This window comes from Allosalinactinospora lopnorensis, from assembly GCF_000981225.1.
Classification (GTDB): domain Bacteria; phylum Actinomycetota; class Actinomycetes; order Streptosporangiales; family Streptosporangiaceae; genus Allosalinactinospora; species Allosalinactinospora lopnorensis.
Genome location: NZ_LAJC01000005.1, coordinates 84,812 through 109,171, shown reverse-complemented (window position 1 = coordinate 109,171; position 24,360 = coordinate 84,812). Strand labels below are relative to the sequence as shown.

Below are 24,360 nucleotides of genomic sequence, written 5' to 3'. Positions count from 1 at the left end.
CAGGAGGTGCCGCACATCATCCAGGAGAGCTCCCCTTACGCCGACGTATACGAAACGCACGCGGGCGTGGTCTTCCTGGTGGGAGAGCACGCCTACAAGCTGAAAAAACCCGAGGACTTCGGCTTCCTCGACTACAGCACGCGCGAGCTGCGCCGCACGGCCTGCCACCGCGAGGTCCAGCTGAACCGCCGGTTGGCGCCCGATGTCTACGAAGGCGTGCTCGACGTAACCGGCGCCGACGGGAGACCGGTCGACCACCTTGTCGCGATGCGCCGCATGCCCGCCGCGCGTCGACTGTCCACCCTGGTCCGTGAGGGGGCAGACGTCAGCGGGGAACTGCGCCGTCTCGCCCACCTCATCGCTGCGTTCCACAGTCGCGCCGAGCGCGGCCCGGAGATCTCGAAGCAGGGGGCGGCCGAGGCCCTCCGAGGCCGCTGGGCCGACAACATCGCCGAGGCCCACCCCTTCCAGGACACCGTTCTGGGTGGCCGGCTCGAAGAGATCGAACGGCTGGCCCTGCGGTTCGTCGACGGCCGGCACGATCTGTTCAGGGCCCGGATCGACGAGGGGCGGATCGTGGACGGGCACGGTGACCTCCTCACCAACGATGTCTTCTGCCTCGACGACGGTCCGCGCGTCCTCGACTGCCTGGAGTTCGACGACCGCCTACGCCGGCTCGACGGACTGGACGACGCGGCGTTCCTGGCCATGGATCTGGAACGGCTCGGTGCACCCCGGCTGGGAGCGTCATTCACGCGCTCCTACGCCTCGTTCGCCGGCGACCCGGCACCCGACTCGCTGCACCACCACTACGTGGCCTATCGCGCGTTGGTCCGCGCCAAGGTCGCCTGTCTGCGCCACGAGCAGGGGGACGGTGAAGCGGGAGACGAGGCGCGTCTGCTCGAACAGATGGCACAGGACCACCTGCGCAGTGGCGCCGTGCGGCTGTTCGCCGTCGGCGGCACACCCGCGACGGGCAAGACGACGTTCGCGGAGCGGCTGGCCGACCGCCTCGGCGCGGTCCTCCTCAGCAGCGACCGGATCCGCAAGGAATCCGCCGGCCTGCCCCCACTGCACTCCGCCGCCGCGTCCTACGGCGAGGGGATCTACACCGCCGAAGCGACCCGCCGGGTCTACGACACCCTCCTCGAACGAGGACGCGGGCTCCTCGACCGCGGCGAGTCGGTCGTTCTCGACGCGTCCTGGTCGGCCGAACCCCTCAGGCGCGCCGCCGGAACGCTCGCCGAAGCGGCCCGGGCCGACTTCGTGCAACTGCGCTGCACGGCGCCTCAGGAGGTCGTCGACCGGCGGCTCGCCGAACGCGCGGCCAGCGGGGGCGTCTCCGATGCCGGGCCCGCGGTCGCGCAGACCATGGTCGACACCTTCGCCCCGTGGCCCGAGTCGACCATCGTGGACACCTCCCGCCCCATGCCGGACGTCCTCGCCCAGGCGCTGGCCGCGAGCGGCCTGCAGCCCGATGCGCAGCCGTGACACGGCACCGACCGCCCAGAGAAGGAGCGCCCCATGCTGGTGGAGGAAGCGATGACCCCGGCCAGGGTGGTGCTGACCCCGGACATGCCGGTCCAGGCGGCGGCCGCGGCACTGGTCGAAAACGGCCTCATCGCCGCCCCCGTGGTCGATGACGCCGGCGTGCTCGCCGGAATCGTGACCGAGATCGATCTGCTGCGCGACCGTTTCGAGCCCGACCCCCGCGCCTCGGCACGCCCGGTCGCCGAACCGGAGGGCGCACCACCGCAGACGGTCTCGCAGGTGATGACCCGTGCGGTGGTGACCACCACTGAGAACAGCGACGTCGCCGAACTCAGCGAGCGCATGGTGCACTCCCGGATCCGCACCGTCCCCGTACTGCGCGCCGGACGCGTCGTCGGCATGGTCGGCCGCGGCGACCTGCTGCGCGCCCACACCCGCACCGACGAGCAGATCCACGCCGACCTGGTCGACGCGCTCGCCAACAGCGGCCCCTACCTGCACGGCTGGAAGATCCGGGTCCACAACGGCGTAGCCCGCCTCACGGGCGGTGGGACCGCCCCCGACGAGCACCTGGTGGCCACCATCGCGCGGACCGTCCCCGGGGTAGCCCGCGTCGTCATCGAGCGCACGTGACGGTGCACGGCGGCCCGCCCCCTCCGGACTCAGAACGGCCGCAGCGCCCGCAGGTAGGGGTCGCCGTGCGGGCGGGCCGTCAACCGGACCCGGACGTCGACGCACACCGCCCCTGAGGCGCCGGCCACGACGGGGTTCATGTCGAGTTCGGCCACCTCCGGCAGGTCCTCGGTCAACCAGGACAGCCGGAGCGCCATATCCGCCAGCGCGGCCGGGTCCACGGCGTCCTCGCCGCCGTGCTCGCCGAGCTCCCGTATCGCGCGCACGGAGCGGACGAGCTCCGCGGCGTCGAGGTCGGTCAGAGGGGCCAGACGGGCCGAACGGGTACGGAGCGCTTCGGTGTAGGTCCCGCCGAGTCCGCAGACGACCAGCGGGCCGAACACCGGTTGCTGCGCCACCCCGAGCAGTACCTCGAACCCCCTCGGGGCCATCGCCTGGACCACGACCCCGCGCAGATCCTCCCGGAACAGCTCGGTCACGGTGTCGTACGCCTCGCGCACCCGGTCCGCACCCGAGAGGTCCAGGCGCAGCGCACCCGCCCGCTTCTTGTGGACCACCCCCGCGACGTCCGCCTTCAGCGCCACGGGAACGCCGAGTTCCCGCGCGGCCCGGGCCGCCTCCCCGGCGTTGCGGACCAGCCGCCACGGCGCCACCGGGATCGAGTAGCACTCCAGCAGCTCCATCGCCTGGTGCAGCGGCAGCCAACCGCCCTCCGGCCACTGCGCGAGGAAATCGCGGACGATCCTCGCACTCTGCTGTCTCGCCAGACCGGCGAACGCCGGTGGTGTACCTGTCGGGCGGGCCAGCCAGCGGGTCCGCTCCCAGGCGTGCCCCAACGCCACCGCGGCTCCCTCCGGGCTGCCGTAGGAGGGCACCGCACCGTTTCCGCCTGTGGACAGAACGGTCACCGCCTCCGCCTGGTCCGGCGCGACGGCGATCACCGGCTTGCCGCGGGCCGCCGCGAGGACCGTCGGCGCCGGATCGGCGAGTGCGGTTCGCACCATGATCGCGATGACCGCGTCGACCTCCGGTGCCGCCGCGAGGGACTCCAGGCAGGCGCGGAGCTGGTCGGTTCGGGCCGAGGGCGTGGTGTCGACGGGGTTGGCGCACGCTGCGTCCGCGGGAAGGAGCCGTTCGAGTTCGCTCCTGGTTTCGGGGCGGAGTTCGCAGACCTCCAGCCCCGCGTCGGCGCATGCGTCGGCGGCCAGCACACCGGCACCCCCGGCATTGGTGATGATGGCGACCCGCGGCCCGGTCGGCAGCGGTTGGAGCGCGAAGAGAGCGGCGGTGCCGACCAGCTCCCCGATCCCGCGCGTCGCGGTAACCCCGGCCTGCCGGAAGAGCGCCTCGGTGGTCAGGGCCGGCGTGACCGCGGCGGCGGTATGGGAGGCCGCGGCTCTCTGCCCGGACGCGGAGCGCCCCGCGAGCACCGTGAGGACGGGCATCCTCCTGCCCAGCCGTCGGGCGAGGCGGGAGAACTTGCGCGGGTTGCCGAAGGACTCCACGTGCACGAGCGCCATGGCGGTCTCCGGGTCCGACTCCCACCACGCCAGCATGTCGTTGCTGCTCACATCGAGTTTGTTGCCCGCTGAGAGGAAGGAGGAGACGCCGATGCCCAGGCGCGAGAGATGGTCCAGCAGCGCTATACCGACACCTCCGGACTGCACGACGATGCCCGCTCTCCCGGAGGCGGGGGCGCGTGCGGCGAAGGTGGCGTGCAGTCGCACCTCCGGCTCCATGTTGGCGGCCCCGAAGCAGTTGGGCCCCACCAGGCGCATCCCGTGCTCCCTGCACACAGCGAGCAACTCCCGGCCGGCCCGCGGGTCGAGCCCGGCGGTGATGACGACGAGCGCCCCCACGCCCCGCTCACCGCACGCCCGCGCGACCTGCAGAACGGAGTCCGGCGGCACCGCGATCACCGCCAGGTCCGGCGCCTCCGGCAGCTCGGCCACCGAGGGGAGGGCCGCCACGTCAGCCACACTCGCGGCGCTCGGATGGACCGCGTACAGGCGGCCACCGTACCCGCTGCCGCGGATGTTGCGCAGGATCGCGTTGCCGACGGAGACGGCGCGTCGCGTGCCGCCGACGACCACCACCGACCCGGCGCGCAGCAGTAGCCGCATGCTCTCCCGGTCCGCCCTGCTCTCCCGCTCGCCGAGGGCGTCGAGGTAGTGGTCGTCCTGGTCCAGCGGGATCGTCGTCTCCACCACGCCGGCCTCCGTCCGCCGCTGCATGCGCATCCCCGCGTCGGCGAACACCCGCAGCATCCCGTGGTTGGACGCCAGCACCTCGGCCTGGAGGGCGGTGAACCCGTGCTCTCTGGCCAGAGACGCCAGGTACTCCAGCAGCAGGGTGCCCACCCCCCGGCCGTGGACGTGGTCGGCGACCGCCAGTGCCGCATCGGCGACGCCCGCGCGGTCGGTGGCCTCGTAGCCGGCGGCGCCGACGATCTCGCCGCCGAGCACGGCCAGGAGCGCCCTGTGGCGGGCGTCCTGCTTCGCGCACATCCACTCCGCGACCTGGGCGCCATCGCGGCGCTCGGCACGAAGAAGCGCATCTGCTGGTTCTCCGCCGACATCGCCTCGTGCATCCTGCGGACCTCCGGGGCGTCGTCGGGCCGGGCCGGCCGGATCAGCACGATGGCGCCATCGGTCAGCAGCGCGTGGGCGGAGTCGATACCGGATTCGACGGTCACGGCGGACCCCTCTCCTGGGTGGCGTGCGGCGATCGGAAAACGGGCGCCGGGTCCGCCGGGAAACACGCCCGCCGAACCGGTGCTCTGTCTCCTCTGCCCCGCGGCGTGGCCGCGGCCTTACGACCGAAGTCCTCCGGCACCGAGTCCTTGGACCCGTGTCCGGCACCGCCGAGGGCCCGGACGGGGCGCGGGAAGCGGAGGCCGGCCTCGCTGGCGGGGCCGCGGGACCTCCGTCCCGCCCGGTGCCACCGTTCGCCCCTAACGGGGCGTTTCCGCGTGGGATGTGCTGGTCAGGGGACAACCGAGCGGTGGCCTCCCGGAGGGCACACGCGCATGCGGCTGAGAAGGGGGCCTGCGGTATGAAGCAGACGTCTCCGGCGAAACCCATCGTGGTCGGCTACGACGGCTCGGCGCCGTCCGCAGCGGCCCTGTCCTGGGCCGTCCAGGAGGCACGGCTGCGCGACTGCGACCTGTGGGTGGTGCGCGTGATCGAGGGCGCCTCCGGCGCTCCCCGCACCGGTGCCGCCCCCTCCACCACCCGACACGCTCTCGCCGCCCGGGAGCTGCGCCACGCGGTCGAGGACTCCGAACGGGTCTGGTCTCGCGTACTGCGGATCCTCGTCTGCGGCGACTTCGCCGCGCACGCCCTCGCCAGAGCCGCCGAGGACGCCGACCTGCTGGTCCTGGGCGCACCCGAGCACTCCTCGCCGATGGCGTCGAGTGTCGGGCGTACCATCCCGGCCTGCGTCGAAACGCTCTCCTGTCCCGTAGTGATCGTGACGTCCGCTCCGAGGAAGGCCTCCGCGGCACCGGTCGGCGAGCACGGAAGAGGCGGCCACATCGCCATGCGGTAGCGGAAACGGTGAGGACCGCGATGGATGGTGCTACCCGCCCGCGCCCGGCCGCCGCGAAAGCCCGGGACCCATCAGCCTGGTGAGACGGGGTACGGTCCGGGGAATATGGGGATGGGGGATTCGATCGGGGGGACGGAATGCGTGCACTGGTGGTTTACGAATCCATGTTCGGCAACACGGAGGCGGTCGCAGAGGAGATCGCGGCGGGGGTGGCGACCCGGTTCGGCGTGGACGTCGCGGAGGTCTCGAGCGCCCCTCGTTCCATCGGCGGTGATGTCCGGCTGCTCATCGTGGGAGGTCCGACCCACGCCTTCGGCATGACCCGTGCGAGCACCCGGAGGTCGGCCGCGGAGCAGGCGGGCAGGGACCTGGTATCGGCTGGGGAGGGGGTGCGCGAGTGGCTGGACTCCCTGAGCGGAGGATCCCCTGATGTCGACGCCGCGGCGTTCGACACCCGGGTGAGGAGGCCCCGTCTTCCCGGTTCGGCGGCACGCGGTGCCCGGAAACGCCTCCGGCGCGGCGGCTTCCGGGTCATCGCTCCCGCGGTGAGCTTCTTCGTCGAGGGAATGACGGGGCCCCTCTCGCAGGGAGAGTCGCAGCGCGCCCGGCAATGGGGGGAGCAGATCGCGGCGCGGGTCACCGAGAAGCAGCGGTGAACTCCGACCGGCCCCTCCTGCTCGGCCGAGACCGGAAAGGAGGCGCGGCGACGAGAGTGCGCGGTTCGCGCTCCGGCCGCGACGGGTACGGAGACGACGCGGTGCGGCCGCCCGGCCGAGGCAGCACGGCGGAGCGGCACCCTGGAACCGGATTCGTCGTCGAAGGAAACGGTGGCCACCACTATGGGTATCGAGATCGTCCGCGGGGACATCACCGCACAAGAGGTCGACGCGGTCGTCAACGCCGCGAACTCCTCCCTGCTTGGTGGAGGCGGTGTCGACGGCGCGATCCACCGGCGCGGCGGCCCGGGCATCCTGGCCGAGTGCCGACGGCTGCGGGACTCCTCGCACAGGGACGGGCTTCCGGCCGGACAGGCGGTGGCGACCACGGCCGGCGAGCTCCCGGCGCGCTGGGTGATCCACACGGTCGGTCCCGTCTACACGACGGCCGAGGATCGCTCCCACCTGCTCGCGTCCTGCTACGTCGAGTCGCTTCGGGTAGCCGGCGAACTCGGCGCCGAGACCGTCGCCTTTCCGACGATCTCCACGGGAGCCTACGGCTGGCCCCTTGACGACGCCGCGCGCGTCGCCATCGCGGCCGTGTCGGAAACCGCCACCAGCAACGTCACCACCCGCAGGTTCGTGCTGTTCGACAGCCCCGCATACGCGGCGTTCGAGAGCGCGCTGGCCCGGGCGGAGGGCTGACGATCATTGACCATCCCCCACCAACGATCCAGCCGCCGGAAAGCCGGGCGCCGCGGATCAGCGTCCGCCCGGCATCGCCTCCACCGCATCCTTCGCCTCCTGGAGGCCGGCGCCCGTGATCTCGCGGTAGAGCTTGATCGCCTTGATCTTCTTTCCCTGACGTGCGAGCTCACCAACCGCTTCGAGTTGAGCCGTGCCGAACTCCTCGATGTCCAGATGGTCGAAGATCAGATTGACCCTGTGCTCCAGCCGGGCGATTCTCTGCTTAGGCTTGTCCATCTTGAATCCCATGATCACGAGCAGCACCACAAAAATGAACGCGACGGCGAGCACTGTTATCTCCATGGAGGCCGATCCTAGCTCTTTGTTTAACCTCCATGGCGGGTCGCTAGGTGTACCCGGCGTCGGCCCACACCAGGGTGATCGTGGAGAACGCCTCGCGCGGCGCGGCGGTGATGCGGAACGCACCGTCGCGGTCCTGCAAGGAGGCGGTCGTGATCACGACGGCCAGTAGCAGCCCGCCGGTGCTCCCCGCCGCCGGGAGCAGCGGCGCCAGCAGCGCCCACTGCCCGTCGGTCATCGTCGAACCGGGGTAGAAGTGCCGCCGCGAGGGACGATCACCACCCCGGCCATGAGCAGGCCATGACGAGTACTGGCACTTGGACGATACGTGCACCCGGATTCCTGGTAGGACTGGCAAGTCTAGACAGCCCCTCTCCTACCAGGAGTCCTCCACCTTCCGGGCGAACCGCCCACCGATCGAGCGCGCGGGGGCCGTTCGCATCGTCGGGAGGTTCCGCCCGGCACCTAACACCTTTGCCAACGCCGTCGACGAAGGCACGTCAGTGGTGGTGGCCGTGCCGACCGAGGGTCTGCACGGGGGTCGCGCCGGGGCGGGTCCACTGCGGCACGGGGCGGCTGGTCGGGCCCCAGGTGGCGTTCCCGTCCGCGTCCGAGCGCCAGAACCAGCACGCGCCGCGCCCCTCGGGCCAGCCCTTGGGGTTGTCCTCCCACGCCTCGCCGCGGCCATAAGGCGTCATGTCGAGTAGGCCCAAGGACCCGTTGACCGGCTCGTTGCCACGGCCCGTCGTGGAGTAGGTGAGGAACACGCGGTCGCCGTCGCGCAGGAAGCAGGTGATGTAACCCATGCTGCCGCCGACCGGCGCGTCCACGTCGCGCACCGAGTACCAGGGCTGGGTGTAGCCCATGAACTCGACGTAGGAGGCCACCTCGTCCCACCGGCCCGTGGTCAGGATGGCCAACGAGACGCCGCGGGCGTTGAGGTAGACGGCGTCCTTCAGGTGCCAGGCCGTGGTGGTGCAGCCCTCGCACTGCCCCTGGTGCGGCGCGTCGTCATACCACATGTGCTTGTAGACCACGAGCTCGTCGCGGCCCTGGAACAGGTCCAGGAACGGGACCGGGCCGTCGGGTCCCACGACCTCGACCGTCCCGTCGAGCTCCACCATCGGCAGCCGGCGGCGGGCCGCGGCGAGGGCGTCGCCCTCGCGGGTGTGGGCCTTCTCGCGGACCAGAAGCTCGTCACGGGCGGTCTGCCAGGTGGCTAGGTCAACGACGGGCGGGCGGCCGTGCAGCGCGGTGGTCGGATCGTCCGACGTGGTCGTCATGGTGTCCTCCGTGGTGTCTCGTGCCGGGCACCGTCGTACGACGTCCTACAACGGTCACCAGAACAGACTCGCGACCCGGCCGGAACTCATCGCGGCAAGGGGGCGCGCCCTCGGCCGGGCCTGCACGCACCACGTCGCGCCGACGAGTTCACAGACGCGCTCTAAGGTGTTCTCGGCGGCAGCATGTCGTCGACGTTCCAGGTGAGCTTGCTGTGCAGGCCCACCACGCCGTCCACCGTGTGGATCAGCTGCGTGATCACAGCGCAGTGGCTGCGGTGCTCCAACCGCCCCTCGATAGTGACGGCGCCGTCGTCCACCTGGAACCGGATGCGTCCGGCGTCCAGCCAGGCCGGCACTGCGGCCAGCGCCGTACCGATGTCGCGCGCGATGTCCTCATCGGGGCGGACGAACACCCGCAGCAGGTCGCGCCGGCTGATCATCCCCATCAGACGGCCGCGCTCGTCGACGACGGGCAACTGCTTGAGATCGTGGCGCTCCATCGCGCGCGCCACGGCGACGACGGTCTCCTCGGGCCCCGTGGTGACCACCTTGCGGGTCATGAGCCCAACGGCGCTCTCGGTCCGGGTCCTGTCCTGGACGCTGCCCGCGGCGCCCAGGCCGCGACGCAGCCGGGTCTGCAGCGGCACGCGGTCGTCCTCGTCCTCGGGGCCTTCGGAGACGAACTCCCCGTGACGCACCAGATCAGTCTCGGAGACGATCCCGACGACGCGGTCGTCTTCGACGACCGGCAGGGCGGATACGCCTCGGGCGACCATCAACCGGGCGACCTCCTTGACCGAGCTCTCCGGGCCGATGGAGAGTACGTCGGTGGTCATCACCTCACGGACGATCCTGCTCATGTGGGCTCCCCTCAGACTCAGTGCGCACCGTCCCGCTGCGAACGCGGTTTCACGCTACGGCCGTGCCATCTCCGGTCGGCAGAGCCTTAAGGCCGGGCCGCACAGGACTTCGGACCGTCCTGCGTGCGCCGGCCGGCGGTCATTGCCGCGATCGCCCTCGCGACGCGCGGCTCCGGGTCCACGGTCGCTCCGCGACCGTGGAGGCTTCGGCCTCCGCAAGGCCATCCGGGGCCGCTGAGACCGGTTCAGCGCCTGTGATCGCGGGCGCAACGTGAAGACAGTGCCCTCTCCGGGCGTGAGTGTCACCCCACTTCGTTTGCGCTGGCCCGGCGCCCGCTGATGGCGGTGGGCGTGATCATCACATAGGCTTCGCGGTCGCCCCCGGCCCACGGGCGCACGGGTACCGCCGCGAGGTCGTCCAGCTCGCCCGGGTCGCGCACCAGCCGCGCCCGCCCTTTGACCAGCACGCTCCAGCCCTCGCTCATCACCCCGTCGAACCGGTCGACCTGGAAGCTCACGTACCCGGCGGCATGTCTGGCGATGACCCCGTCATCAGCCGTGCGGAAAACGATGTTGCCGTCGACCACCGCGAAGTTCACCGGCAGGACCATGGGGCCGGCCTCCCCCTCAGTGGGGAAGGCGATCCGTCCCACGCCTCCCGGCCTGATGAGGTCCATGCACTCCTCGACGTCCAAGGGCCGCAGGCTGGCGGCACGCCCGAAGGTGGGACTGCGACCCGGCGGGGTCTCGACGTCCGCGCCGAGCAGGGTATCCGGGCTGGTCTCCAGCGCCCGGGCCAGCCGCGCCATCGACCAGCGGCTGAGGTTGGGCAGGTACTCCTCCAGGTACATCACGTACCCGGGTGCCATCCCGGCGCGGCGCGCGACCTCCTCCACCGAGAGTCCGAGCTCGACGCGCCGCTGGGCCACCCGGCGTCCGAGATCCCCGCGGCCCTTGGTGTGCTGGCGGGCTTCGTAGGTCCTGTCCATGCTGCTCCCTGCTGCCTGGGCACGGGCGGTCGGCGTGGTCTCCGGCCGCCCCTCTCCCCCAGTCTCGGCATCATCCCCGGCGCCGGGCATCCGCCCTTCGCCTCATGAGAACGGGCCGAAAGTACCGGCCGGCACCGGGACAGCCGGGACCTCCGCCCTGAGCAGTCCGATCGTTGGCCCCTAACGGGCCGCCCCCGCCCCGGATGTACTGGACACGGGGATGGTCGCGGCCGTGCCCCGCCTCGCGGTGACACGGCGAGGACAGTCGGCGGCCTTCGGGACGGGCGACCCGCGGGTATGCGGGGCACACGCGGCCGAACAGGTGGGGCCGCCCCTGCGGTGCACCACGCCCGCACCTGACGCCGACCTTGTCGGCACCACGACGATCGGAGCTGATACTGATGGACGCTCGCGAGCTCCGCTCGGAACCGGCCGAGCGCATACGTGTCGCAATGGCCGCCGCCGAACGCGCGCCGTCGGTGTGCAACACCCGGCCATGGGTCCTCACGCGCGATGGAACGCATATCACGGTAAGCGCGGATGTCGACAGGCGGCTGGACGTCACCGATCCCGCGGCACGGGAGCTCGTCATCAGCTGCGGTGCGGCGTTGTACAACATCCGCACCGCGTTGCGGGCGCACGGCGACCTGCCCCACGTCGTGGCGTTCCCCGATCCCGACCGTCCCGGCCTGCTCGCGGACGTCGCCGTGACAGGACGCGTCGAGCCGAGCGACCTGGAGCGCACGCTCTTCGCCTCGATCCGCCGGCGGCGGACCCACCGCGGACCGTTCCTGGCCGACGTCGACGATGTGCGGCTCGTCCGGGCCCTCAGCGCGGCCGCGACCGCTGAGGAGGCGACACTGCACCTGATCACCGACGACTCACTAGTGCGTTCACTCGGGGGGCTGGTGGCCGGCGCCGAATTCCTGCACAGGCACGAGCGGGGCCACGCCGAGGAGCTCGCTCGCTGGGTGCGCACGCCGGACAGCCGGCTTCTCACCGGAGTCCGCGCCGAGGACTTCCCTCCCACCGAACAGACCGACAGCGGCATGTTCCCGGGCCGCGACTACGGGGGAAACCGGATCCGCGGCCTGCTCGACGTGCACGGCGAGGTCTCGGGGACGGTCGCGATCCTCAGTACGCCCGCCGACACCCGTTCGAGCCACCTGAGCGCTGGGCAGGCGCTGCAGCGGATGCTCCTGACGGCGACCGCCGGCGGGGTGTCCGCCGCCTTCCACACCCAGCCCCTGGAGGAACCGCTGCTGCGCGCGTTCATCACCGAGCGCATCTGCGGTGCGCACCCGCAGATGATCATGCGCCTCGGACGGGCGCACCCTCACCGCTCGGCGCTGGACGACGAGATCAAGGCCGTGCTCGCCGGAAGCTGACCCACCGGTCCGGACGCGCCGGGCGGTTCCGGCCGGGAGCCGGGCGAAGCGCACAACCGCCGGAGGAAAAAGCCGCCTGCCTCGGATTCACCGGACCGGAATGGAGGATCCTTCCGGACTGCTTCTTCCGTTCCTCCGCAACGGTCCGTGTTCGTACGGTGATTCCCGCGGTATTCCGGTCTCCTCCTTCGAAAGACCACCGCAAGGCGATCGCGCGGAAACGGGAAACGGGGGGCGCCTTCTTCCTTCGCACCGGATCCCGCACTCCCCGCGCGACAAGAGCGGATCGGCGGCGGAGCCGCTGGACGGCGGTGGTTCGGCCGCAGGCGCGCCCCTGTCTCCGGGGCTGCGACCCCCGCGCAGCGACGAAGCGGCGCGGCTCCTCCCGGAGAACGGCGCGTCGGCACCGGCGAAAAGGCCCGGAGCCCGCGCAGACGATGGTAGAAACGTGTGGGCCGGTCTCCTTTCCGGGGTGGGAGACCGGCCCTTTTCCGCGGCCACAGCAGGATTTTGCGCGCACCGGGGCGGACTTCAGGAACCCGAAGTCCCGTCCCTGCCACGGGCGGACCCGGTGGCGCCCCTATTCGTTCGAGAATTCGAATGCCCGCTAACCACCCGGAAAGACGGCCCTGCGGTCTTTCCGGTCCGCGTGTCGGCCGTATCGGGCCTCCCGATGGCGCCCGGTCCCGTCGGCGGTTCACGAACGCTCCGCGTGCTCCTTTCCCGCCTCCTCGTCCACAACGTGCTCCGCGCCGGTGCGGGCGACGACCACCGGCGCCGAGGCGTGGTGCAGCACCGCCTGGCTCACCGACCCCAGGAGCAGCCCGCGGAACCCGCCCCGGCCCCGGGAGCCGATCACCACCAGATCCGCCTCCTGAGCCTCGGTGAGCAGCGCATGCGCCGGGTGGTCCTTCACCACCACCACGTCCACCGCCACCTGGTCCAGGAAGCCTGAGCGCGCCTCCTGCACCAGCGCGCGCACCCGCCCCTCGGCACGCTCGGCCAGCATCTGCTGATCGACCGCGTAGTCTGCCGCCCCAAGCGCCAGCGGATCCAGCGGCACCGGCACGTGCCAGGCGTGTACCACCCGGAGTTCGGCCCCGAGCCGGGCCGCTTCCCCGAGTGCGAATCGCAGCGCCGCGCCCGAATGCGCGGAATCGTCCACCCCCACCACCACGCGCCGGCGCTCCTGGGGTCGCCGCCTCTCATCACCGGGTGGCACCACCACAACAGGGCATGCCCCGTGAGCGCAGACCCGGACACTGACCGAGCCCAGGAACACCGATCCCGTCCCGCCCAGCCCGCGCGAGCCCACCACCACCAGCTCCGCCTGCCTTGAGGCGACAATCAGCGCCGGAGCCGGCTCCAGGGAGGAGACCTGTGTTCGCACCGCGAGCGCGGGCGCCACCTCGGCCACCCGCTCAACCGCCCTGGTCAGCACCACCTCCGCCCGGTCCGCCAACTCGGGCGTGGGTGCCACCCGCACCGGGGCGCTGAAAGGCATCGCCACCAACGGCATGCTCAGCGCGCACACGATCCTCAGCCCGATCCCGCGCCTGACGGCCGCCTCCGCCGCCCAATCCAGTGCGGCCCGGCTCGGGGCCGACCCGTCAACCCCCACCACGACCTCACGCTGGGCGGCACTCCCGGCTTCCGGGGCCGCGCTCTCGGCGTTCTGCGTTTCTTCGGCCTTCTTACCGATCATCCTGGCTTCCCGATTCGTTGGGCGATACCCCGACAGACCCTTGTTCGGGGCGTGAGGTCCACCGAAAGCGACCGGACCCGGGGCGGGGCTGTGCGGACTCCACACGTGTCCCGGTGCCGCAGGGCATCCTCGCCCGAGACCGGGACCCGGCCGATGTCGCGGTGGTCTCGGAATCAGTCTGACCACCGCTCCCCTTGACTGTTAGCGCCGACATACCTGTATCCGGAGGGCTTTCGTCCCAGCCGCCGCCTCGTCCCGGGGGCAGCCATCGCCGACTTTCGGCCCTACCACCTCATGCGCTCGCATGCCGGTACGCGGAAAGCGGCGCGCAGGAGCACCCGGTCGGAGGGAGCGGGCAGGAAAGGGGCCGCGGCCTCTTTCCGCACCGACGGCCCAGCGCTCACGTCGGCTTCCTGCCCGCGGCTGAAACCAGGGGCTCGCCGCCGGGCCGGGTCAGTTCTTGGTCTTGGGGCGCCGGTTTCCCCGCCCCGAGCGGACCTTGCGCCGAATGCCGTCGCCGGTGCGCAGGATGCGCCGCGCCGGGGAAGCGACCGCACCCGGCATCGGGAAACCGGGGATCAGGTTCCCCGGCTCGGCTTTGGGCTCGGCCGTGGGCACGGCCAAGCGCTCGGGCAGATCCGCGTTCGTCCCGCTCGTGTCCTGCTCCGCGCCCTCCTGGGTGGGAACCTCGTCCCTTCCCCGTCCCGAGGCGGCCTTCTCGGCCCGCTGGGCGGCCAGGGCCTTCCGCTCGTGGTACTGCTCCATCAGGTAGGTCGCGATCGGCCACTCCACGCGGGCCGACTGGGCCAGGGCAGCCCAGAGGTAGGCCTTGGTGCCCCATGCCTCCATGGCGCGCCTGGCGCGGGTGATGATGAAGAAGCTCGGCATGGCGAGCAGGAGCTGCGGCCAGGCCAGCAGGAGGGCGACTATCAGAGGGAGGAGGCCGCCGCCGGCCACGGCCGTTCCGGCTCCCACCGCGATCGGGGTCAGTGCCAGGCTGATCCTCAGAGTGGTGATCTGGCGGAACCGGTGCAGCGAACGGCGGACCGATGCCTCAGCGGACAGCCCCTCGGGCAAGGGGGAGGGCTGCACGACGACAGCCAGTAGCAGCGAGGCGATCGCGACCGAACCCGACAGCAGGATCATCCAGCCCGGAGCGGAGAGGCTGCCCCCCACCGCCAGCGCCACGATGGCGAACACGGGGATGGGGAGGGGAACGAAGAACAGAACCTGCCGACGAAGCTGTCCGGTTTCCGTCGGCCGCAGAACGGCCTCCCTCAAGCTCGCGTACAGCTTCTTCACTCTGCTCACAGCCGTAATCCCCCAAATCCTCGTTCACAAGCACACGCACTAGGAGATCTCCCGGACCCGCAAGCGCAACCGCGGAAAGTGGCCGATTGATCACGATTCGTGAATGGCACTGTTGTCAGTCAACCGCGCACAAGCCACAACGATCCGCTGATCCGCGCTGATGCTCCCAGCTTGTCGCAGATCCCCTTACCCGCATAGACGCGTTAGATTCACATTCAGTTGACGCCTTTAACGGCTGGGTCGTGCCTACTGGATCACATACGGCAGTATTTCGGGGTCGACCCCTGAAAGACCAGGTGATTTCCCTTTCCCACCCCAGGAACGGCCCGCGCCGCCCCAGAGTTCCTGCCCGCGACACCGGATGCGGCACCATTTCGGACAGTTCGGCAGCCTGTGATCCGTTACCGATTCGCCGCAGGTCCGTGAGGACTCCGTCACTCATCGGGCGCCGCGCCGCGTTCGGAAAGCCGGCCCAACGTTACCGCGATCCGCAGCACGAACGAGCCCCGCCCGTCCGAAGGGATATGGCCGGTCAGCTCGGCGATCCGGCTGAGGCGGTACCGGACGGTGTTGGGGTGCACGAACAGCATCCGCGCGGTGGCCTCCAGGGAGGACGCGTGCTCCAAGTACACCGACAGGGTGTCCAGCAACGGTGAGCCCGTGTTGCGCAGGGGAAGATAGACCTCGTCCACGAGCCGGCGCCGCGCGACGGAGTCGCCTTCCAGGGCCCGCTCGGGCAACAGGTCCTCGGCGAGCACCGGACGCGGGGCGTCGGGCCAGGCGACAGCGGCCCGCAGCCCGCTCACCGCTGAGCGCACCGAGTGGTTCGCGGACTGCAGGTCGGTGACAGCCGGGCCGACGACGACCGGCCCCGAGCCGAACATCCCGGCGAGCGGCTCCGCGACCGCCATGGGGGCGGACGCCTCGTCGAACTTCTCGTTGACGCCGACCACCACCACGACCCGTTCTCCTTGGAGCCCCGCGAGGACATCGTGGCCGGCGCGGCGCGCGGCGACGCGGATGTCGTCGAGCGCCCCCTCGCCCTCTCGCTCGCCCAGGCCGCCGGCGATCGCGATGACAGGCGTGTGCGACCAGCCCAGGGCCGAGCCCCAGGTCTGCAGCCCCTCCTCACGGTCGCCGTGGAGGGCGTCGACGATGAGCGCTTCCAGCCGCGCGTCCCAGGCACCGCGCGCCTCGGCCGCTCTGGCGTAGATCTTGGCCGAGCTGAACGCGACCTCGCGGGTGTAGCGCAGCACCGCCTCGCGCAACTGCTGCTCCCCTCCGGGAGCGGCCAACTCCTCGACCTGGGCCTCCACGACATCGATGACGACCCGGATCATCTCCACGGTCTGCTGCAGCGTCACCGAGCGGGTGAGCTCGCGCGGCGCCGTCCCGAACACCTCGACGGTGATGGCCGGGCGGCCGCGTCCCGGTGTCTTGAACCAGTCGACGAAGGCCGCCACGCCGGACTGGGCCACCAGGCCCACCCAGGACCGGTCTTCGGCCGACATCCGGCGGAACCAGGACAGCCGGCTTTCCATACGGGCTACGGCGGCCGTACCGAGCGCGCCCATGGAACGTTCGAGGCGGGTCACGGTCTCGGCCCGGACGGCCGCGTCGTCATCGGACGCACCGGCCGGCTGCCGCGACTCGTCCCGGTCAGTGAATTTCGTGTTCACGCTTCCAGGGTGGCATCAGGCCGGCCCGCACGCTGCCGCAGCCGCCCTTTTCGGGACATACCAGCGGCACATGCCCGCGGCGCGCGGCGCCTCCGTGGAGGGTGACGGGTGGGATGGCCCACACTTGGATCGGCCGCGCCGCTTCCGCTCAGAGCATTTCACCTCCAGGTCGGGCCATCTTGTAGAAGTTCGACAAATCGAATCTCGAAAACTTCGTACGTGTCGCCATCCGACTGGTGATCCCCTACAGGGCAGTGTTAATGGCGTGCTTGTAATCGTTGCTCCCGGCCAAGGCGCCCAGGTTCCCGGCTTCCTCGCCCCATGGCTCGAATCGCCCGGCATGGCCGATCGTTTCGAGCGGTGGTCCGCGGTGACCGGGCTGGACCTGGAGCGCTACGGCTCGACCGCCGACGCGGAGGAGATCCGCGATACTGCTGTCGCCCAGCCGCTGCTGGTCAGCGCCGGGCTCGCCGCCACCGCGGCCCTCTTCGGCGATCTCGCGGACGCGCCTCCATCCATCGACGCGATCGCCGGGCACAGCGTTGGCGAGTTCACCGCCGCCGGTATCGCGGGTGTTCTCAGCCCCGAGGACGCCCTGGCCCTGGTAGCCGAGCGGGCCCGCGGCATGGCCGAGGCTTCCGCGAGCATCGCCACCGGCATGACCGCGGTGCTCGGCGGGGACCGCGAGGCGGTCCTGTCGGCTCTTGACGCCCACGGACTGACCGCGGCCAACGACAACGGCTCCGGGCAGATCGTGGCCGCCGGAACGGAGGGGCAGCTCGCCGCTTTCGCCGAGGACCCGCCCTCCCGCGCCCGGCTGCGTCCGCTCTCGGTCGCCGGCGCGTTCCACACCGAACACATGGCCCCGGCCATGGAGCGTGTGCAGCGAATGGCCGAAACGATCGCACCGGCGGATCCCGGCACCCGGCTGCTGTCCAACCGCGACGGCGCGGTGGTCACCAGCGGGAGCGAGTACCTCGGCCGCCTCGTCTCGCAGATCAGTTCCCCGGTCCGCTGGGACGCCTGCACCCGGACCCTGGCCGACCTCGGGGTCACGGCACTCATCGAGTTGCCGCCCGCGGGCACCCTGGTCGGACTGGCCAAGCGTTCGCTACGCGGTGTCGAACTGCTCGCCGTCAAGAGCCCCGAAGACCTCGACCGCGCCCGCGAGCTGGTCAAGGAGCACTCGGTCGGTTCTCCCGTCGACCTGGAAGGTCGTGCCCGATGAACCTTTCCGCCCCCGCGCCCGGTGCGCGCGTCGTCGCCTTCGGCGAGTACCAGCCCGGCAACGTCGTCAGCAATGACGACCTCACCGCCCGCGTGGACACCTCGGACGAGTGGATCCGAAGCCGGGTCGGTGTCGAGGAGCGCCGCATCGCCGGCGCCGACGAGACCGTGGTCAGCATGGCCGTCGCCGCCGGGGGGAAGGCCCTCGCCGCCGGCGGGCTCTCCCCCGACGAGATCGATCTGGTGATCGTCGCCACATGCACCCAGACCGATCAGATCCCGCACGCCGCCTCCAGCGTCGCCTCACACCTGGGGATCAACGCCCCTGGGGCGTTCGACCTGAACGCCGCGTGCGCCGGGTTCTGCTACGCGCTCGCGGTGGCCTCGGACGCCGTGCGCATCGGATCCGCACAGAACGTGCTCGTCGTGGGCTCGGAGAAGCTCTCCGAGTGGGTCGACTGGGACGACCGCTCCACCTGCGTGATCTTCGCCGACGGCGCCGGGGCCGCGGTGGTCACCGCCGCCGACGAACCGGGCATCGGCCCCGTCGTGTGGGGCAGTTCCGGTGAACGCGCCGACAAGATCCACCTGCGGGAGAACAGATACCTTTTCCAGGAGGGGCAGACGGTCTTCCGTTGGACGACCACCGAGCTCTACCCGGTGGCGCTGGAAGCCCTGGAGCGCGCCGGGGTTGCGGCCACCGAGCTCACCGCGTTCGTGCCGCACCAGGCCAACCTGCGCATCGTCGAGGCCATAGCGCGCAGACTGGGCGCTCCGCAAGCGCTCGTCGCGCGCGATATCGTCACGGCGGGCAACACCTCGTCCGCGTCCATTCCTCTTGCGATCTCCCGCATGAGCGAACGCGGCGAGCTGCCCTCGGGGAGCACCGTGCTCACTCTGGGATTCGGCGCCGGACTGACCTACGCGGCACAGGTGCTGCGGATCCCCTAGACATCCGCGGAGCAAGGCCCGGAGCGTGCGCGACGGGACCCCGCGGCAACACTCGATCGCATACCGAAGGAGAACTCCAAGATGGCCCACTCTGAAGAGGAAATTCTGGCCGGCCTCGGCGAGATCATCGACGAGATCGCCGGCGTCCCCGCCGCCGACGTCACGCCGGAGAAGAGCTTCGTCGACGACCTCGACATCGACTCCCTGTCCATGGTGGAGATCGCCGTCGCCGCGCAGGACAAGTTCGGCGTCGAGATCCCCGATGACCAGCTCAAGGACCTGAAGACGGTCCGGGACGTCATCAACTACATCCAGAAGTAGGGACCTCCGCGTTCCGAGCCCGCCGGCCCCGCCTGTGCGCGGTCGCCGGCGGGCCACGCCCCTCACCAACGGGGGAGAGCGAGACCGTCCAGCACCCAGAGCCCGGCACCAGCCAAGCCGGGTTCGACCAGCGAGAAGGGCGAACGGCCAATGAGTAACACCGACGTCGTCGTCACTGGCCTTGGCGCGACCACCCCCCTAGGAGGTGACGTCGCCACAACCTGGTCCGCGCTTCTCGAAGGTCGCTCCGGCATCTCGACCCTCACTGAGGACTGGGTCGCCGACCTGCCGGTCCACTTCGCCGGCCGGGCTGCCGAGGAGCCCTCGGAGAAGCTGCCGCGCGCGCGGCTGCGCCGTCTGGACCGCACTCAGCAGTTCGCGCTGATCGCCGCGAAGGAGGCCTGGGGCGACGCGGGAACACCGGATGTCGACCCGGTGCGCCTGGGGGTCGTCCTTTCCAGCGGTATCGGCGGCATCCTGACCATTCTTGAGCAGTACGACATCTTCCGGGAGAAGGGCTGGAAGCGCGTCTCACCATTCACGGTGCCGATGCTCATGCCCAACAGCCCCGCGGCGGCCGTGGCACTGGAGTTCAGCGCGCGGGCCGGGGCGCACTCTCCGGTGAGCGCCTGCGCGTCGAGCGCGGAGGCCATCGCCAACGCCATCGACATGATCCGCGTGGGCCGCGCCGACATCGTGATCGCCGGCGGCACCGAAGCCGCCCTGCACCCGCTGAACATCGCCTCGTTCGCTTCGATGCGCGCGCTGTCGACCCGCAACGACGATCCGCAGGGCGCCTCCCGCCCGTGGGACGTCAACCGCGACGGCTTCGTCATGAGCGAGGGCTCCGGCGTCGTCATCCTGGAGTCCGCCGAGCACGCCGCGAGACGCGGCGCCCGCGTCTACGCCGTTGCGGCCGGCGCCGGATACTCCGACGACGCCCACGACATCGTCGCCCCGGACCCTGAGGGCACGGGACAGGCGCGCGCGATCCTCAGCGCTTTGACCAACGCGGACCTGAAGCCGACCGACATCGCCCACGTGAACGCGCACGCGACGTCGACGCCCACCGGTGACGTCAGCGAGACCGCCGCCATCCGCATCGCTCTGGGCGACACCGCCGCCGACCAGGTGGCGGTCACCTCCACGAAGTCCATGACCGGCCATCTCCTCGGTGGAGCGGGTGCCGTGGAGTCCATCGCGACCGTACTCACCCTGCACGAGGGCCGGATCCCACCGACCATCAACATCGAAGAGCTCGACCCCGATGTCCAGGTGGACATCGTCCGCGACAAGCAACGCGAACTTCCCGCCGAGGCATTGGCCGCGCTCAACGAGTCGTTCGGCTTCGGCGGCCACAACATCGCGGTGGTCTTCCGCCGCCCCTGATCTCCCCGGCGGAAGAGGCGCCCGGGGGCGGGACGCCGACCTTGCGGGCCGTCACGACCATCAGCGGAGGGGACCGCCATGCGCGCAGGAACCGACCGCTTCTTCGTAAGGAGCTGGCTCACGTGACCGTGATCGACAATCGAGTGGCGAACGCGTCCACCGAGCCCGAGGACCCCCGCAACCCGCGCGTCCGGCTCTCCGTGTTCTTCGACGCCGGGACTCTGCACCTCATCACCGCCGAGGACGACAGCGCAGCTCTGGCCGGAGTGGGCCGGGTGCACGGAATGCCCGCTGTCGCCTTCGCCAACGACGCCCGCATTCAGGGGGGCGCCATGGGAACGGCGGGGTGCGCGGCGATCGAGGCCGCCTACGAGTACGCGGTGCGCGAGCGGATGCCCGTCATCGGCCTCTGGCACTCGGGCGGCGCCAGACTGGCCGAAGGCGTGGAGAGCCTGCACGCCGTCGGCCGGGTATTCGCCGCGATGACCCGGGCCTCCGGCGCCGTCCCGCAGATCTCGGTCGTACTCGGCCCCGCCGCGGGCGGCGCCGCCTACGGTCCGGCGCTCACCGACATCGTGGTGATGTCGCAGCGGGGAAAGGTCTTCGTCACCGGTCCCGACGTCGTCCGCAGCGTGACCGGTGAGGAGATCACCGCTGACGAGCTGGGCGGCGCCGACGCTCACGGGCGCCGCAGCGGCGTCGTGCACGTGACCGCCCCCGACGACACCGCCGCGATGGTCCGGGGCCGCCATCTGGCCCTGCTGCTGGGGCACCAGGGCCGGATGCGAACCGGGGACATCACCGACGTCGATCTGGGGAACGTCCTGCCGGAGTCGGCCCGCCGCGCCTATGACGTCAAGCCGCTGGTGAACGGCCTGCTCGACTCCCCCTTGGGCGAGGACTCCCTGGAGCTGCAGGCCAAATGGGCTCCGAACATCGTCACCGCACTGGGTCGGCTCGGCGGGCGCACGGTTGGTGTGATCGCGAACAACCCCCTGCGGCTGGGGGGCTGCCTGGAGTCGAAGTCCGCGGAGAAGGCGGCGCGTTTCGTGCGGATGTGCGACTCCTTCGGCGTCCCGCTCGTCGTGCTCGTGGACGTGCCCGGGTACCTGCCTGGTGTCGGGCAGGAGTGGGAAGGGGTCGTGCGCCGCGGCGCCAAACTGCTCCACGCCTTCGCCGAGGCGACCGTGCCCCGGGTGACCCTGGTAACCCGCAAGTCCTACGGCGGCGCCTACATCGCCATGAACTCGCGGGCCCTGGGCGCCACCCGCGTGCTCGCCTGGCCGACCGCGGAGATCGCCGTCATGGGACCGGTGGCGGCCGTGCGCATCCTGAAGCGCAAGCAGCTGGCCGCCGTTCCCGAGGAGGAGCGCCCGGCCTTGGAGGCCAAGCTCGCCGCGGAGCAGGAGGAGGCCGCGGGAGGCCTGGAGCGGGCGCAGGAGCTCGGTGTCCTCGACGAGGTGATCGACCCCAATCGGACGCGCACCGCACTGGCGGAGGCTATCTCCAGCGTGCCCCCGGCCAGGGGCTCGCACGGCAACATCCCGCTGTGACACCCGGTATGTTCGGGGCGCATGGGAGGCACCCGGTGCCCCGGCAGCCGGTTCCGAGGCTCGGCGAACCGTATGTGAATGGTTCTTGGCGCATCGAAAAAGACTGATTGAACACACCCGGATCCCCTGTGACGGCCGGATGCGCCGGACGATAATAGGCCGCGTGTCCTCCCAGCCTCTCGTCTCCGGTTCCGGTGGAACGCCGCAGGGGCAGGTCCCCGCGCCGTCGGACACCCCCGATGGCGCAGCACGGGAAGGCCTCCTCTTCCGCCCGATCGTCGACCTCGACGGCGGAGCGGTTCTCGCCGTCGAGGTGGAGACCCTCGCCCGCGATCACAGTCCGCACGACGGCGACGCCGCGGCGCAGGCCGAACGGCTGGCCCGACTGGCCCGCCGGGTGACCGCGGAGGAACCCCTGCTGCCGCTTGTGCTTCCGCTGGTCGCCACCACGGTGACAGCCGGCCCCGAGACGTTCCGGCTACTCGAGAACGAGCTTCGCCGCGCGGGTCGGCGCCCGCGCGACGTCACACTGATGCTCGGACCGGAGTTGCGCGACCTCCCTCGCGGATCGCTCGTCCGCGGAATCCGCGAACTCCGGAAACTGGGCTTCCGCTACGCGTTCGGCACCGCATCGGTCCCCCCGGACCTGCTCTTGGATGCCGATCCGTTCCTGTTCCGCATCGACCCCGGGATCGTCTCCGGCATCCCCTCGGACGAGCGCCGGCTCGCCATCGTCGAGGGCCTGAGCCGGATCGGGCGCGGGTCCGGGATCTATCCGATGGCGACAGGTGTCGCCACAGTGGCGCAACTGGTGAAGCTGCGCGACGCGGGCATCCGGCTCGCCCACGGCCCCTTCTTCGCCGATGACGGCTGGAAGCCCGGCGACCGGGTCGGCCCGGTCCCCGGTTCCGCGGTCGCCTCCGCTCTCCCCGCACTGGAGTCGGGCCCCCGCGTCTCGGAGTTCATGCGTCCGCCCGTGGCGGTCACCGCCGAAGCGACGGCCGAAGAGGTCCTTGAGGCGTTCACCAACGACCCCGCCCTCAACAGCGTCGTGCTGATCGACCATCGCGAGCGCCCGATCGGCCTGATCGATCGCTCCCGCTTCCTGCTCGCCGTCACCGGTCCCTACGGACACGCACTGCACGCCCGCCGCCCCGCTGAACGCCTGGCCGATCCCCCGCGCACGGTCGCGCGCGGGCTGCCCGCGATGGCGGCGCTGCGGACCGCGGGCACCGACAGCGAGCGCATCTACGACGATCTGATCGCCGTCAATGAGTTCGGCCAGTGCATCGGCATCGTGCACGTCGGCGATCTGATCAGGAGTCTCGCCCGCGACTGAGCATCCCGCGCGGGCCGGCGACGGACCGCTAGACCGGGTCCTGCCCGTTCGCCCCGAAGTGGCCGTCGACGCGGAATTCCCTGCTCAGCTCCACCAGATCAGGGCGCTTGGGAAGCCGGCCGTCACCGGAGGAGCGCCCCAAGGCGCGGCGGCTGATCCACGGAACCAGGTACTGCCGGACCCATCTCAGGTTCTCGCGGCGACGCAGGATGGGCGGCAGTTGCCGGGGCGGAGTCGACCACGGGCGGGCCCAGATCTCGCGGGGGCCCATGGGGTGCCCGAGGATCTCAGCGATCCGCGCGGCCACGATGTGGTGCCCGTCGGCGTTGAAGTGCAGCCGATCGACGCTCCAGGCCCGGGGGTCGTTCAGGGCCTCCATCGCCCACAGGTCGACGATGTCGCTGCCGGTACGCTCGGCGACGGCCCGCAGATGCATGCTGAACACCGCGACCCGGCCGCGGTAGACCCGCAGCACCGGGATCCACCCGGTGTCGTGGCCGGAGAGGACCACGACCCGGATCCCGGCCTCGCGCAGCAGAAAGACGCCTCGTTCGAACTCGGCGGCGAGCGCGTCGAGGTCGGCGTTGGGCCGGAGGACATCGTTGCCGCCGGCGTGTACGGTGACGAGATCCGGAGCACAGGCCAGGGTCTGTTCCAGCTGCTCACCGAAGATATGCCGCATGCGCCGCCCGCGCACCGCCAGGTTGGCGTAGCGAAACCCGGGTTTGGCGGCGCCCAGGTGCTCTGCGAGCCGGTCGGCGAAGCCGCGGTACTTTCCGGCGGCGCCCAGATCGTCAAGACCCTCGGTCAGGCTGTCACCGATCGCCACATACGAGCGAATGACCGCCGGGCTCTCCGCCTGAGCGTCTTCAGGGGGATTCATCTCCAGGTCAGTCACATCAACCAATCATGCAGGCTGCCCACTCATCCGCGACACGCCACGATCCGGGCAAGTGCAGGGGTGCGGGGGGATCAGACGCGCCTCTCAC

General features: G+C 71.0%; 22 protein-coding genes. 12 read left to right on the top strand and 10 right to left on the bottom strand.

Translation table 11 applies throughout. The features are described 5' to 3' along the window. Nucleotides 1-6 precede the first annotated feature (6 nt). Both VS93_RS03420 and VS93_RS03415 read left to right on the top strand, forming a co-directional pair. Nucleotides 7-1,491, top strand: coding sequence for a bifunctional aminoglycoside phosphotransferase/ATP-binding protein (locus VS93_RS03420; protein WP_236700317.1), 1,485 nt, complete (start codon nt 7-9; stop codon nt 1,489-1,491). 33 nt (nt 1,492-1,524) lie between these two features. Then, nucleotides 1,525-2,124 carry a CBS domain-containing protein gene (locus VS93_RS03415; RefSeq protein ID WP_046468537.1) on the top strand — a complete coding sequence of 200 codons (600 nt, stop codon included), beginning with the start codon at nt 1,525-1,527 and terminating at the stop codon, nt 2,122-2,124. 29 nt (nt 2,125-2,153) lie between these two features. Here the strand turns inward: VS93_RS03415 and VS93_RS03410 are convergent, their stop codons facing one another. Then, a complete protein-coding gene (locus tag VS93_RS03410; RefSeq protein WP_236700316.1) occupies nt 2,154-4,631 on the bottom strand; it encodes a bifunctional acetate--CoA ligase family protein/GNAT family N-acetyltransferase in 2,478 nt (825 codons plus the stop codon). Between the two features lie 547 nt (nt 4,632-5,178). Between VS93_RS03410 and VS93_RS03405 the strand changes: the two genes are divergently transcribed. From VS93_RS03405 to VS93_RS03395, 3 genes are all read left to right on the top strand, one after another. Continuing rightward, nucleotides 5,179-5,673, top strand: a complete 495-nt coding sequence (locus VS93_RS03405; RefSeq protein WP_046468536.1) for a universal stress protein — start codon at nt 5,179-5,181, stop codon at nt 5,671-5,673. Nucleotides 5,674-5,810: 137 nt separating this feature from the next. Further along, nucleotides 5,811-6,329, top strand: coding sequence for a flavodoxin domain-containing protein (locus VS93_RS03400; protein WP_046468535.1), 519 nt, complete (start codon nt 5,811-5,813; stop codon nt 6,327-6,329). Between the two features lie 183 nt (nt 6,330-6,512). After that, entirely contained in the window at nt 6,513-7,034 is a 522-nt protein-coding gene (locus tag VS93_RS03395) for an O-acetyl-ADP-ribose deacetylase (RefSeq protein ID WP_046468534.1), read from the top strand. Nucleotides 7,035-7,091: 57 nt separating this feature from the next. Here VS93_RS03395 and VS93_RS03390 read toward each other — a convergent pair whose 3' ends face one another. The 5 genes from VS93_RS03390 to VS93_RS03370 form a co-directional block, all read right to left on the bottom strand. Next, nucleotides 7,092-7,367, bottom strand: coding sequence for a ribosomal protein L7/L12 (locus tag VS93_RS03390; protein ID WP_162231631.1), 276 nt, complete (start codon nt 7,365-7,367; stop codon nt 7,092-7,094). A gap of 55 nt (nt 7,368-7,422) precedes the next feature. Continuing rightward, on the bottom strand, nt 7,423-7,614 hold the full coding sequence (locus VS93_RS03385) for a hypothetical protein (RefSeq protein ID WP_046468532.1): 192 nt from the start codon (nt 7,612-7,614) through the stop codon (nt 7,423-7,425). 262 nt (nt 7,615-7,876) lie between these two features. Continuing rightward, nucleotides 7,877-8,659, bottom strand: coding sequence for a DUF899 domain-containing protein (locus VS93_RS03380; RefSeq protein ID WP_046468531.1), 783 nt, complete (start codon nt 8,657-8,659; stop codon nt 7,877-7,879). A 161-nt stretch (nt 8,660-8,820) separates the two neighbouring features. Next, nucleotides 8,821-9,519: a CBS domain-containing protein gene (locus VS93_RS03375; RefSeq protein ID WP_046468530.1), complete on the bottom strand. Its 699-nt coding sequence runs from the start codon at nt 9,517-9,519 to the stop codon at nt 8,821-8,823. A 302-nt stretch (nt 9,520-9,821) separates the two neighbouring features. Then, nucleotides 9,822-10,508, bottom strand: a complete 687-nt coding sequence (locus VS93_RS03370; RefSeq protein WP_046468529.1) for a helix-turn-helix domain-containing protein — start codon at nt 10,506-10,508, stop codon at nt 9,822-9,824. A gap of 401 nt (nt 10,509-10,909) precedes the next feature. Here VS93_RS03370 and VS93_RS03365 point away from each other — a divergent pair, with 401 nt between their 5' ends. Further along, the gene (locus VS93_RS03365) at nt 10,910-11,896 is read left to right on the top strand and encodes an Acg family FMN-binding oxidoreductase (protein WP_046468528.1); all 987 of its coding nucleotides are present in this window, start codon (nt 10,910-10,912) and stop codon (nt 11,894-11,896) included. A 697-nt stretch (nt 11,897-12,593) separates the two neighbouring features. Here the strand turns inward: VS93_RS03365 and VS93_RS03360 are convergent. The 3 genes from VS93_RS03360 to VS93_RS03350 all read right to left on the bottom strand — a co-directional run bounded on the left by VS93_RS03360 (nt 12,594) and on the right by VS93_RS03350 (nt 16,591). Next, entirely contained in the window at nt 12,594-13,601 is a 1,008-nt protein-coding gene (locus VS93_RS03360) for a universal stress protein (RefSeq protein ID WP_082126586.1), read from the bottom strand. A gap of 453 nt (nt 13,602-14,054) precedes the next feature. After that, the gene (locus tag VS93_RS03355) at nt 14,055-14,912 is read right to left on the bottom strand and encodes a hypothetical protein (RefSeq protein ID WP_082126585.1); all 858 of its coding nucleotides are present in this window, start codon (nt 14,910-14,912) and stop codon (nt 14,055-14,057) included. Nucleotides 14,913-15,346: 434 nt separating this feature from the next. Continuing rightward, nucleotides 15,347-16,591, bottom strand: a complete 1,245-nt coding sequence (locus VS93_RS03350) for a PucR family transcriptional regulator (RefSeq protein WP_046468527.1) — start codon at nt 16,589-16,591, stop codon at nt 15,347-15,349. A 265-nt stretch (nt 16,592-16,856) separates the two neighbouring features. Between VS93_RS03350 and VS93_RS03345 the strand changes: the two genes are divergently transcribed. The 6 genes from VS93_RS03345 to VS93_RS03320 all read left to right on the top strand — a co-directional run bounded on the left by VS93_RS03345 (nt 16,857) and on the right by VS93_RS03320 (nt 23,371). Beyond that, the gene (locus tag VS93_RS03345; protein ID WP_082126584.1) at nt 16,857-17,819 is read left to right on the top strand and encodes an ACP S-malonyltransferase; all 963 of its coding nucleotides are present in this window, start codon (nt 16,857-16,859) and stop codon (nt 17,817-17,819) included. Further along, nucleotides 17,816-18,769: a beta-ketoacyl-ACP synthase III gene (locus VS93_RS03340; RefSeq protein WP_046468525.1), complete on the top strand. Its 954-nt coding sequence runs from the start codon at nt 17,816-17,818 to the stop codon at nt 18,767-18,769. The genes VS93_RS03345 and VS93_RS03340 overlap by 4 nt, the downstream gene beginning before the upstream one ends. An 81-nt stretch (nt 18,770-18,850) precedes the next feature. Next, complete coding sequence (locus VS93_RS03335; protein WP_046468524.1) at nt 18,851-19,090, top strand: acyl carrier protein; 240 nt, start codon at nt 18,851-18,853, stop codon at nt 19,088-19,090. A 150-nt stretch (nt 19,091-19,240) separates the two neighbouring features. Further along, nucleotides 19,241-20,479 carry a beta-ketoacyl-ACP synthase II gene (fabF, locus tag VS93_RS03330; protein ID WP_046468523.1) on the top strand — a complete coding sequence of 413 codons (1,239 nt, stop codon included), beginning with the start codon at nt 19,241-19,243 and terminating at the stop codon, nt 20,477-20,479. Between the two features lie 122 nt (nt 20,480-20,601). After that, complete coding sequence (locus VS93_RS03325) at nt 20,602-22,032, top strand: acyl-CoA carboxylase subunit beta (RefSeq protein ID WP_046468522.1); 1,431 nt, start codon at nt 20,602-20,604, stop codon at nt 22,030-22,032. A 163-nt stretch (nt 22,033-22,195) separates the two neighbouring features. Continuing rightward, complete coding sequence (locus tag VS93_RS03320; RefSeq protein ID WP_236700314.1) at nt 22,196-23,371, top strand: EAL domain-containing protein; 1,176 nt, start codon at nt 22,196-22,198, stop codon at nt 23,369-23,371. Nucleotides 23,372-23,399: 28 nt separating this feature from the next. Here VS93_RS03320 and VS93_RS03315 read toward each other — a convergent pair whose 3' ends face one another. After that, on the bottom strand, nt 23,400-24,269 hold the full coding sequence (locus tag VS93_RS03315; protein WP_394298785.1) for an SGNH/GDSL hydrolase family protein: 870 nt from the start codon (nt 24,267-24,269) through the stop codon (nt 23,400-23,402). Nucleotides 24,270-24,360: the final 91 nt, after the last annotated feature.